Origin of the sequence: Micromonospora fluostatini (assembly GCF_050410825.1) — a bacterium.
Taxonomy (GTDB): Bacteria; Actinomycetota; Actinomycetes; order Mycobacteriales; family Micromonosporaceae; genus Micromonospora; species Micromonospora rosaria.
In genome coordinates this window covers 1,053,796-1,065,282 of the sequence record NZ_CP191251.1, presented here as the reverse complement: position 1 = coordinate 1,065,282, position 11,487 = coordinate 1,053,796, and the positions used below count along the sequence as shown (strand labels likewise).

Sequence of the window (11,487 nt, the reverse complement as noted above, 5' to 3'; positions counted from 1 at the left end):
GTGCGGGTTCCATCAGGCCGCAGCAGGGTTGGCGCGCCCTTAACGTCGTCTTGGTGGGCTGGTGGGGTGCGGTGGCGGGCGTCCGACCAGGACCGGTCCGGAGGTGCTGCCGGTTCCGAGGAGCGGGCCGACCGTTCGGTCGCGTAGGTGTCGGATAGTGGATCTCCCCGACGGTCGCGGCTCACTACGGTGGCAGCGTGACGACGATCGGTGTGCTCGGCCCCGTGCGGGCACTGCGCGACGGCGTCCCGATCGACCTCGGGGCGCCGCGACAGCGCGCGGTGCTGGCCCGGCTCGTCGCCGGCGGCGGTCACGTGGTCTCGGTCGACCAGCTCGTCGAGGACCTCTGGTCGGGAGACCCGCCGCCCCGGGCCCAGGCCGCCCTGCAGGTGTACGTGTCGAACCTGCGCCGGGCGTTGGAGCCGGACCGCCCGCCCCGCCATCCCGCTCGGATCCTCGTCACCGCGGCCCCGGGGTACGCCCTGCGGCTGCCGACGCCCCAGGTGGACGCCTGGCGGTTCGAGGCGGCGTTGCGTGCGGCGACGCGGGCCGCCGAGACGCCGCCGCAGGCGGCGGTGGCCGACCTGGACGAGGCCCTGGCCGGTTGGGACGGCTGCCTGCCGTACGCCGAGTTCGTCGGGGAGCCGTGGGCGGACCGGGAGAGCGACCGGCTGGGCCGGCTGCGGCTGACCGCCGTCGAACAGCGCGCGAAGCTGCTGCTCGACGTGGACCGCGCCGACGAGGTGGTCCTCGACCTCGATCCGCTCGTGCGGGACCACCCGCTGCGGGAGCAGGCCGCGATGCTGCTCGCGGTCGCGTTGTACCGCCTCGGACGGCAGGCCGACGCGTTGGACGTGGTGCGGGCGGCGCGGGCCGCGTTGAGCGAGCAGATGGGCATCGACCCGGGGCCGGAGCTGCGGAGCCTGGAGACGGATCTGCTGCGGCAGGACCCTCGGCTGGGGCCGTCGGCCGCCCGGACCGCCCGCCCGGTGGCCGCTGCCGGGCAGGCCGAGCCACCGCCTGCCGGAGGGCAGCGGCCGACCGCCGCGCCACCGCCGGTGGGGCGTGCGGTGGAGCTGGCCCGGATGCGCGCGGCGGCCGACCGCGTCACCGGCGCCGGGCTCGGCTTCTGCTGGGTCGGCGCCGACGCGGGCGGCGGGAAGTCGACGCTGGCCCGGCACCTCGCCGGCGGCCTCGCCGCCGACGGCTGGATCACCGCGACCGGCACCTGCCCGCAGGTGGAGGGCGCACCACCGGCCTGGGCGTGGCACGAGGTGGTCACCGCCGCCCGTACGCGGTTCCCGCTCGACGAGGCGGAGGCGGCTGGCCTGCGGCTTCTCGTGGACCTCGGGACCGTTACGGCGGCCGGCGCCGGGCGGTACGACGAGTTCCACCTGCGGCAGGCGCTGGGGGCCTACCTGTGCCGGCTGGCCGGTCACGGCCCGCTGCTCGTCGTGATCGAGGACCTGCACCGGGCCGACGGTGAGACCCTGCGCGTGCTGCGTCACCTCGCCGTCACCCTCGCCGACGCGCCGGTCCTGGTGGTGGCGACGTTCCGCCCCGACGAGGTGACCGAGGACGTGGTGGCGGCCCGGGCCGCGCTCACCGGCGTGCCGGCGGTGGAACTGCACCTCGACGGCCTCGACGACGGGGCCGTCGCCGAGCTGCTGCGGCGGCACGGCGTCGACACCACCGACACCGAGCTGCTGCGTACGGTGCGGGACCGGTCGGCGGGGAATCCGCTGTTCACGATCGAGTTGGCCCGGCTGATCGCGGCCGAAGGGCCCGGGTCGGCGCTGGACGGCATCCCCGCCGCGCTGGGTCACGTGCTGGCCCGGCGGTTGGCGCGGCTGCCGGCCGCCGCCCGGACGGTGCTGCGGCACGCCGCCGTCCTGGGGCCCGACGCCGAGGTCGACATCCTGGTCGCGGTCGACGGCGGCCCCGAGGAGCCGGTCCTCGACGGCCTGGAGGCCGGGGTGACCGCGGGTCTGCTCGTGGAGCCCGAGCCGGGGCGGATCCGTTTCGCGCACGCCCTGCTACGGGACGCGCTCTACCACAGCGTGCCGTTGCTGCGACGGACCCGGATGCACCACCGGATCCTCACGGTGCTGCGTGCCCAGCGCGCCGACGAGGTGGCCGCGTTGGGGCGGCACGCGCTCGCCGCGCTCACCCCGGCCACCGCCGGGGACGCGATCGGTCACCTGGCCGCCGCCGCCCGCCGGGCCGGTGACCTCGGCGCGCCCCGGGAAGCCGCCGTGCTCTGGGCGGGCGCGCTGCGCGCGGCCGACCTCGCCCCCGCCGCCGCGCGTACCCGTCTGGACCTGCTCTGTCAGCGGGCCACCGCGAGCGCGCTCGCCGGTGACGTGCTGACCGCCCGCGCCGCGCGCGCCGACGCGGTGCGGCTGGCCACCGGGTTCGACGACCCGCAGGCGGTGCACTCCGCGTTGACCTGTTTCGACGCCCCGGTGACCTGGACCATCCGGCCGGACCGCGCCGTCGACGGGCCGTTGGTCCGGCTGCTGGAGCAGGAGCTGTCCCGGGTGGGCGGGGACGAGCCGGCGCTGCGGTCCCGGCTGCTGAGCACCCTGGCCTTCGAGATCGAGGGCGCCGATCTGCGGCGTGCCGACGAGGTCACCCGGGAGTGCCTCGCGCTGGCCCGCCGGCAGGACGATCCGGCGGTGCTCTGCCGGGCGCTCAACGCCCGCTACTTCGTCACGGTCGCCCCCGCGTACCGGGCCGAGCTGCCGGACGTCGGGCGGGAGCTGCTGGCGGTCGCCGAGGCGGCGGGGCTCACCGCGTACCAGTGCGAGGCCCACCACATCCTGTACCAGGCCGCGCTCGCCGAGGCCGACTTCGACCGGGCGCGGTACCACGTCGACCGGGCGATCGAGGAGGCCACCACGGGTCAGCTCGGCCTGATCCTCGCCGTGATGGGGTGGTTCACCGGCCTGCGCGCGCTCTTCGCCGGGGATCTCGACGAGGCGTCGCGCCGGTACGCGGAGGTCAGCGAGCGGATGGTTCGCGTCGGTGGTCCCAACGCGGCGGCGATGGGGTTGATGGGCCGGTTCACGGTGCTCAGCACGGTCGGGCGCGGGCACGAGGTGCTCGGGGAGCTCCGGCAGGTGCACGCGCGGGTGCCCGACGACGCGCACGACGTGTTGGCCCACGCGCTGCTGTCCGCGGGTGACCGGGCGGCGGCCCGGGCGGTGTGGCGGCCCCAGACCCCGATCCGCCCCGACTACCTGTGGCTGTACTGGATGACGCTGCGCGGGCAGGTCGCGGCGCGGCTCGGTGACCGGCCGGCGGCGCGGCGCTGCTACCAGGAGCTGCTGCCGTGGGCGGGGCGGTTCGCCGGGCTGGAGTGCGGGTCGATCTCGCTCGGTCCGGTGGACCAGACCCTCGCCGAGCTCGCCGACACGCTGGGCGACCCGGCCGCCGCCGCGCACCGGGCCGCCGGGCTCCGGCTGGCCCGCCGGGTCGGTGCCGTGCCGTGGAGCGACGAGTCGGCGTCCGTGCCGGCGGCGGTGCGCTGAGCGGGGCACCGGTGCGGGGCGGCGTCAGGTGCCGAAGACCGTCGCCTCCCGTCGGCGGAACCCGGGTCGCAGCGCCACCAGCATCAGCCGCAGCACCGGCCCGGCGATCCTCTTCAGCTCGTCGAGTTCCTCCGGGTGGGCGTACCGCTCGATCCGGGGCAGCTCGAAGCGCAGCGCGCCACCCTTGCGGACGGCCCGTTCCACGGTGTTCCAGTCGGCCACGCTGACGTACCGGCGGATCACCGGGAAGATCAGCCGTTCCTCCTCCTCGATGTGCTCGTCGAGGACGTCGCGCAGGTGGGCGAGGGTCGCGGCGAGACGCCGGGCGACGGTGTGCGCCGGGCCCGCCGCGGGACGGCCTGCGGCGTAGGCGGCCAGGAGGTCGTCCGCCGCGACGCGGACCTCGTCCAGCACCGGATCGAGGGCCGCGTGGTCGTCGCTGAGGTCCCGCAGGTCGATCTCCGCGCCCGCCGACCGGGCCAGCACCGGCCAGAGGACCTGGTCCTCCATCGCGTGATGGTGGTGGATGCCGTCGCAGAGCAGCCGCAGGTACGTCCGCAGGGCCGTCGCCCGGCGGCGGTCGTACGTGATCTGGCCGGCCGCCACGCGACCGACCAGGTCGGCCAGCCGGCGGGTGTCGGACCGCATGGTGCGGTGGTTGATCCGGAAGCCGGTGAGGTTCGGCTCGTCGTGGTGGGTCGTGCTGCCCATGGTCTCCTCCGGCCGCGCCGGCGGCGGCCTGGTCGGGTGGTCGGCTACCGGTGGGCCGCTCCGCGGCGGCTACCGGCTGGTGTGTCCCGACTGTGGAGTGGGGCGGTTGGCGCACACTTGGCGTCGACTTGGCGGGGCTGGCGCGAAGGCCCGACGGCGCGGGGGGACGCGGGTCGACGGTGCCGCTCAGGTGGGCACCGACCGCGCGTGCTGCGCGGCCAGGACGCGCAGGCGGTGCCGGTCGGCGTCGGGGTCGAACGCGTCGGGGTGGAGTGCGATGTCGCGGTCGTGCCGGCTGACCGCCTCCGCGAGTGCCGGTACGTCGCGGCCGCTGCGCTCGACCAGCACGAGCGCGGTGGGCAGGTACCCCGCCAGCATGGCGGTGAGAACGGGGTGGTTCGTCGACAGGTACCGCGCGGTCAGCGCGTTCACGAACGCGGCGAAGGTGTCCGGGTCGATGTCGTACTCGTCGCGCCCGGTGTCCGGTCCGACGCCCGACGGCCGCCCGGCGACCTCCACCATCGCCTCGGTCATCCGGACGAACAGCGTGGCGACGGTGGTGGCGGGATTCCACAGGACGCGGTCACCGGCCTGGAAGTGCTGACTCACCCGCGCCATGGTGCCAGCCCGGACCGTCGTCCGTGGACCGTGCCCGTCGGCTCGCGCCGTCGGTCCGGGCCGGCACCCGTTCGTCACGCGGGTCAGGGCTGTCGCAGTTTCTCCAGCGCGTCCAGGGCGATGCCCCGGGCGGTGGTCGCCTCGGCCAACGCGATCAGGTTCCGCCCGTGGATGTTGCTGTAGTCGGGGTGGGAGGAAGCGCAGCGGCAGCTCTGGTCGAGGTAGACGTGCACCTGCCACCAGGCGTATCCCGCCACGGAGGCGGGCGCCGGTTGGTCGCTTTCGGGCGACCCGAGGCGGAAAGCAACCCGCGCCGCAGGGTGGACCCGTAGCGTCGAGCGGCGGTAACGCCGGTCGTCGGACGGGGTCGGCGCGCCCCCCGTCTGCGGCCCGACGGGGATGTTTGGTCGCCGTGGTGCCGGGTAGCCGCCGGCGGCTGAAAGGGCGGTGGACCGGTGGAGCGTGGCAGGTTCGGTGACGTGGTGGTGGGCACGGCCGGCGACGTGGCGGGCGGCGTGGTGGACCCGAAGGCGGCTCTCGGCAAGGTGCGAGCCACGACCGGGCCCCGCACCCTGCTGGCCCTGGCCGCTGGCCTGGCCCTCGGCTACCTGCTGGCCCGGTCCCGGCTGCGCGCCTGAGGCGGTGGCCGCGGCGGCGGGGACGAGGAGGACGACGTGCAGGAGATCGTGGGCGAGAGCCTGGCCCGACGGCTGGTGGCCTGGGGGGTCGACACCGTGTTCGGCCTGCCCGGGGACGGCATCAACGGCCTGATGGAGGGCTTCCGCCGGCAGCGGGAGAAGCTGCGCTTCGTGCTGGTGCACCACGAGGAGGCGGCGGCCTTCATGGCCACCGGCTACGCCAAGGCCACCGGCCGGCTCGGGGTCTGCGCGGCCACCTCGGGTCCCGGGGCGATCCACCTGCTCAACGGGCTGTACGACGCCAAGCTCGACCATGTGCCGGTGCTGGCGCTCACCGGCATGCAGGAGACCTCGGTGCTGGGCGCGCACTACCAGCAGGAGGTGCACACCACCCACCTCTACCAGGACGTGGCCTCGTACAACCTGATGGTCACCAACCCGCAGCAGATGCCGGCGGTGGTGGACCTGGCGATCCGTGACGCGCTGAGCAAGCGGACCGTGGCGCACCTGACCTTCCCCAACGACGTGCAGGTGGCGCCCGCCGCCAAGGACCCGTACCGGCATGTCAGCCCCGGCAGGCCACCGATGAGCGCGGCGACGGTGTCGTACCCCCGACTGCCGCCGGACCCGCAGGAGTTGGCGAAGGCGGCCGAGGTGCTCAAGGCCGGCCGGAAGGTGGCCATGCTGGTCGGGGTCGGTGCCCGTGGGGCCCGCGAGGAGGTGCTCGCGGTGGCCGAGGCGCTCGGCAGCCCGATCGTGAAGACCCTGCCGGGCAAGATGGTGGTGCCCGACGACCATCCGCTGACCACGGGCGGACTCGGCCTGCTCGGCACCGCGCCCAGCGAGGAACTGATGGCGGAGTGCGACACGCTGCTGATGGTCGGCACCTCCTTTCCGTACGGGAAGTTCCTGCCCGCGCCGGGGCAGGCGACGGTGGTGCAGATCGACGTCGACCCGAGCCTGATCGGGATGCGACTGCCGGTCGCCGCGCCGGTCTGCGCGGACGCCCGCCTGGCGCTGCGCGAACTGCTGCCGCTGCTCACGCACGGCCCGGACCGTTCGTTCCTGCAGAAGTACCAGGGCAAGATGGACGGCTGGCGCTCGGAGATGGCCAGCCTGGTGGACCCGCAGCGGTCACCGATCGCGCCGCAGTACCTGATGGGTTGCGTCGACGCCGCCGCCGCCGACGACGCCATTCTCACCTGTGACTCCGGGACGATCGCGACCTGGTCGGCGCGGCACTGGACGATCCGTGGTGACCGCGAGTTCTACCTGTCGGGCAACCTGGCGACGATGGCGCCCGGCCTGCCGTACGCCATCGCGATGCAGCACGCCCACCCGGGCCGGCAGGTGATCGCGTTCGTCGGCGACGGCGGTTTCGCCATGCTGATGGCCGAGTTCCTCACCGCGGTACGGCACGAACTGCCGATCAAGGTGGTCGTCAACAACAACAACTCGTACGGTCAGATCCTCTGGGAGCAGATCGTCCTCGGCTACCCGGAGTACGCGGTGCGGCACCGCCAGCCGGAGGCGGACTTCTCCACCTGGGCACGCGGCTGCGGCGCCTTCGGCGTCAAGGTGACCGACGCGAAGACCCTGCCGGGGGCCATCCGGGAGGCCCTCGCACACCCCGGGCCGGCGCTGGTGGACTGCGACGTCAACCCGGACGAGCCGCCGATGCCCGGCAAGATCAAGTACGACCAGGCGAAGCACTTCACCGAGGCGTTCCTGCGGGGCCAGCCGAACAAGATCGCGACGTTGGCCACCGTCGCCCGAGACAAGATCAAAGAACTGCGGTCATGACCGAGGTGCTGCCCGACCCGGTGCTGCGCCCCCCTGACCCGGCCCGCGACGTCGACGTGGCCGCCCTCGCCGCCGACCTGCGCGCCGAGGTCGACGGGGAGATCCGGTTCGACGCCGGCTCCCGCGCCGCGTACTCCACCGACGCCTCCAACTACCGGCAGGTGCCGATCGGGGTGGTGGTGCCCCGGACGGTGGACGCGGCGGTGGCCGCCGTGGCCGTCTGCCGCCGGCACGGCGCGCCGCTGACCTCCCGGGGCGGCGGTACCAGCCTGGCCGGCGAGTGCACCAACACCGCCGTGGTCCTCGACTGGTCGAAGTACTGCCACCGGCTGCTGGAGGTCGACGAGCAGGCCCGCACCTGCCTCATCGAACCCGGCATCGTCCTCGACGAGCTGAACGCCCAGCTCGGACCGACCGGGCTGGAGTTCGGTCCCCGACCGGCCACCCACGACCACTGCACCCTCGGCGGCATGATCGGGAACAACTCCTGCGGCGCCACGGCCCAACGCGCCGGCAAGGTGGTGGACAACGTCGTCGCCCTGGAGGTGCTGCTCTACGACGGCACCCGCATGTGGGTGGGCGTGACCAGCGACGAGGAGTACGCCCGGATCCAGCGAGTCGGCGGCCGCCCGGCGCAGGTGTACCGGCAGCTACGGGCGCTACGCGACGGGTACCTGGCCGACATCCGTACCCGCTACCCGGACATCCCCCGGCGGGTCTCCGGCTACAACCTCGACAGCCTGCTGCCGGAGAAGAACTTCCACGTCGCCCAGGCCCTGGTCGGGTCGGAGGGCACACTGGTCACCGTCCTGCGCGCCCGGCTGCGGCTGATCCCGCAGGTCAAGGCCGCCGCCATGGTCTTCCTCAGCTATCCGGACATCGCCGCGGCCGGCGACGACGTGCCGAGGATCCTGGAGCACCGGCCGATCGCCCTGGAGGGCATCGACGACAAGCTGGTCGACCTCGAACAGCACAAGAGCCTGCACCCCCACGCCCTGCACGAGCTGCCCGAGGGCGGGGCCTGGCTGATGGTGCAGCTCGGCGGCGACACCCCCGAGCAGGCCCGGACGGCCGCCGACCGGCTGATCGCCGCGGTGCGCCGCGACGGTGGACCCCGGGTGCACGAGTTCGCCGACCCGGTCGCCGAGCGGCGGATGTGGGAGGTCCGCGAAGCCGCGCTGGGCGCGACCACCCGGCTGCCCGACTCGGACTACACGTGGCCGGGGTGGGAGGACTCGGCGGTCGCCCCGGAACGGCTCGGGGACTACCTGCGCGACCTGGCGGCGCTCTACCGCGCGCACGGCTACCAGCAGGCGTCGGTGTACGGGCACTTCGGGCAGGGCTGCGTGCACTCCCGGATCCCGTTCCGGCTGCGGACCGCCGGGGGGATCCGGGACTTCCGCGACTTCCTGGAACACGCCGCCGACCTGATCGTGTCCTACGGCGGGTCGTTCTCCGGGGAGCACGGCGACGGGCAGGCCCGTGGCGAGCTGCTGCCCAGGATGTACGGCGAGCGGCTGACCAGAGCGTTCGGGCAGTTCAAGGCGATCTTCGACCCGGACGACCGGATGAACCCGGGCAAGGTGATGCCCCCGTATCCGCTGGACAGCCACCTGCGGCTGGGCGTGGACTACGACCACGACGCCGGGGGCACGGTCTTCGCCTACCCCGACGACGGGGGCGACTTCGCCGCCGCCGTGCTGCGCTGCGTCGGGGTCGGCAAGTGCCGTCGCCACTCGGGCGGGGTGATGTGCCCCTCCTACATGGTGACCCGGGAGGAGGAACACTCCACCCGGGGCCGCTCCCGGCTGCTGTTCGAGATGCTCGACGGCACCGCCCGCGACGGCGTGATCGGTGACGGCTGGCGCTCCGACGCGGTACGCGACGCCCTGGACCTCTGCCTGGCCTGCAAGGGCTGCAAGGCCGACTGCCCGGTCAACGTGGACATGGCCACCTACAAGGCCGAGTTCCTGTCCCACCACTACGCCGGCCGGCTGCGCCCCCGCGCGCACTACTCGATGGGCTGGCTGCCGCTGATCGCCACCGCCGCCGGGCGCCTGCCCCGCGCGGTCAACGCGCTGACCCACGCCCCCGGGCTCCGCCGGCTGGCCACGACCATCGGTGGCATCGACCGGCGGCGCGACATCCCGCTCTTCGCGCCGGAGTCGTTCCAGCGGTGGTTCACCCGCCGTACCCCGGGCGGCGACGGCTCCCGGGGCGAGGTCGTGCTGTGGCCGGACACCTTCACCAACCGCTTCCACCCGGGGGTGGCCCAGGCGGCGGTCGAGGTCCTGGAGGCGGCCGGGTGGCGGGTACGCGTCCCGGACGCCCCGGTGTGCTGCGGGCTCACCTGGATCTCCACCGGGCAGCTCGGCGTCGCCAAGCGGGTGCTCCGCCGCACCGTCGACGTGCTGCGGCCGTACCTGCGGGCCGGCACCCGGGTGGTGGGGCTGGAGCCGAGCTGCACGGCGGTGTTCCGCAGCGACGCCCACGAGCTGTTCCCGGCCGACGACGACGTCACCCGGCTGCGGGAGCAGACCGTCACCCTCGCCGAACTGCTGCACGAGCACAGCCCTGGCTGGCAGCCGCCCCACCTCGACGCGCACGCCCTGATCCAGACCCACTGCCACCACCACGCGATCCTCGGCACCGCCGCCGACCAGGCCGTGCTGGCCGCCGCCGGGGTGGACGCCGAGTTCCTCGACTCCGGCTGCTGCGGGCTGGCCGGCAACTTCGGCTTCGAGCAGGGGCACTACGAGGTCTCCGAGGCGTGCGCGGAGCGGGTGCTGCTGCCCGCCGTCCGGCAAGCCGCCAAGACGGACGTGATCCTCGCCGACGGTTTCAGCTGTCGTACCCAGGTCGAGCAGAGCGCCGTCGAGGGCCGCACGGCGATCCACCTGGCCGAACTCCTGCGCGCCGGCCTGCACGACGACACCGTGCCGGCCCGGCCCGAGGGTTTCTGGGCCACCCGGCCACGGCCCCCCGGGGCGGTCACCCGGTGGCTGGCGGCCGGTCTGGTGGCGGCCACCGGGCTGGCCTCGGTGGCGGTGCTGGCCCGCCGGTGGACGCGGTGACCAGGATCCGGCTGACCGCCGAGGCGTACCAGGTCCCCACCGACGCGCCGGAGGGCGACGGCACCTTCGCCTGGACCAGCACCACCCTGGTGCTGGTCCGCGCGCACGCCGACGGACGCACCGGGCTCGGCTGGACGTACGGGCCGGTGGCCGTCGTCGCCGTGGTGGCCGACCTGCTCGCCCCGGCGGTCGCCGACCTCGACCCGGACGAGGTGCCGGCGGCCTGGACGAGCATGCAGCGGCGGCTGCGCAACGTCGGCCGCCCCGGCGTCGCCGGGCTCGCCCTGTCGGCGGCCGACTGCGCGCTGTGGGACCTCAAGGCCCGCCGGCACGGCCTGCCGCTGGCCCGGCTGCTCGGCACCGCCCGCCGGGCGGTGCCCGTCTACGGCAGCGGCGGACTCACCACCTACGACACCGACCGGCAGCACCGGCAGCTCGCCGAGTGGGTACACGAGCAGGGCATCCCCCGGGTGAAGATCAAGATCGGCGAGTCGTGCGGCACCGCGGTGGAGCGGGACGTGGCGCGGATGACGGCCGCGCGTCGCACCATCGGCGACGGCGCCGAGCTGTTCGTTGACGCCAACGGCGCGTACCAGCGCAAGCAGGCCGTCCGGGTGGCGCACGCCGTGGTCGACCTGGACGTGCGCTGGTACGAGGAGCCGGTCAGCTCCGACGACCTGCCCGGCCTCGGCCTGGTCCGCGACCGGGTCACCCCCGACGTGACGGCCGGTGAGTACGGGTTCGACCTCGCCTACTTCCACCGGATGGCCCCGTACGTGGACTGCCTCCAGATCGACGTCACCCGCTGCGGCGGGATCAGCGAGTTCCTCCGGGTCGCCGCGGTGGCCGACGCCGCCGGGATCCAGGTGTCCGGACACTGCGCGCCGCACCAGCACCTGCCGGTGGCCGCCGCCGTGGCCAACCTGCGGCACCTGGAGTGGTTCCACGACCACGTCCGCATCGAGGCGATGCTCTTCGACGGCGCGGCGTCGGCCACCGGCGGCACCGTCCCGGTGCCGCTGGACCGGCCCGGCACCGGCCTGGAGTTCCGCGCCGAGCAGGCGCAGCGGTACCGGGTGGCCTGAGGGCGGGCGGGCCGCGACGGCGCGG

Annotated in this window: 8 protein-coding genes; 5 read left to right on the top strand and 3 right to left on the bottom strand. The window is 74.6% G+C overall.

Translation table 11 applies throughout. From position 1 onward, the window contains the following. The first annotated feature begins 197 nt into the window (after positions 1-197). Positions 198-3,533 carry a BTAD domain-containing putative transcriptional regulator gene (locus ACQUFX_RS04855; protein WP_428964812.1) on the top strand — a complete coding sequence of 1,112 codons (3,336 nt, stop codon included), beginning with the start codon at positions 198-200 and terminating at the stop codon, positions 3,531-3,533. 24 nt (positions 3,534-3,557) lie between these two features. On the opposite strand, the gene ACQUFX_RS04850 is transcribed toward ACQUFX_RS04855, so the two are convergent. From ACQUFX_RS04850 to ACQUFX_RS04840, 3 genes are all read right to left on the bottom strand, one after another. Then, the gene (locus ACQUFX_RS04850; RefSeq protein ID WP_428964811.1) at positions 3,558-4,244 is read right to left on the bottom strand and encodes a hemerythrin domain-containing protein; all 687 of its coding nucleotides are present in this window, start codon (positions 4,242-4,244) and stop codon (positions 3,558-3,560) included. A 186-nt stretch (positions 4,245-4,430) separates the two neighbouring features. After that, entirely contained in the window at positions 4,431-4,853 is a 423-nt protein-coding gene (locus tag ACQUFX_RS04845) for a DUF6086 family protein (protein ID WP_428964810.1), read from the bottom strand. Positions 4,854-4,945: 92 nt separating this feature from the next. Continuing rightward, entirely contained in the window at positions 4,946-5,119 is a 174-nt protein-coding gene (locus ACQUFX_RS04840) for a hypothetical protein (protein WP_428964809.1), read from the bottom strand. A 198-nt stretch (positions 5,120-5,317) separates the two neighbouring features. Between ACQUFX_RS04840 and ACQUFX_RS04835 the strand changes: the two genes are divergently transcribed. The 4 genes from ACQUFX_RS04835 to ACQUFX_RS04820 are packed head-to-tail and all read left to right on the top strand — an operon-like array spanning position 5,318 to position 11,462. Further along, on the top strand, positions 5,318-5,500 hold the full coding sequence (locus ACQUFX_RS04835) for a hypothetical protein (protein ID WP_428964808.1): 183 nt from the start codon (positions 5,318-5,320) through the stop codon (positions 5,498-5,500). A 36-nt stretch (positions 5,501-5,536) separates the two neighbouring features. Next, positions 5,537-7,303 (top strand): thiamine pyrophosphate-dependent enzyme, encoded by a 1,767-nt coding sequence (locus ACQUFX_RS04830; RefSeq protein WP_428964807.1) that lies wholly within the window; start codon positions 5,537-5,539, stop codon positions 7,301-7,303. Next, positions 7,300-10,377 carry an FAD-binding and (Fe-S)-binding domain-containing protein gene (locus ACQUFX_RS04825; RefSeq protein WP_428964806.1) on the top strand — a complete coding sequence of 1,026 codons (3,078 nt, stop codon included), beginning with the start codon at positions 7,300-7,302 and terminating at the stop codon, positions 10,375-10,377. Before ACQUFX_RS04830 ends, ACQUFX_RS04825 begins: the two co-directional genes overlap by 4 nt. Next, entirely contained in the window at positions 10,374-11,462 is a 1,089-nt protein-coding gene (locus ACQUFX_RS04820) for an enolase C-terminal domain-like protein (protein WP_428964805.1), read from the top strand. Before ACQUFX_RS04825 ends, ACQUFX_RS04820 begins: the two co-directional genes overlap by 4 nt. Positions 11,463-11,487 lie beyond the last annotated feature (25 nt).

Excerpts from the sequence above, each read along its gene's own strand:
- ACQUFX_RS04850 (WP_428964811.1), bottom strand. The coding sequence starts at position 4,244 with ATGGGCAGCACGACCCACCACGACGAGCCGAACCTCACCGGCTTCCGG.
- ACQUFX_RS04825 (WP_428964806.1), top strand. The coding sequence starts at position 7,300 with ATGACCGAGGTGCTGCCCGACCCGGTGCTGCGCCCCCCTGACCCGGCC.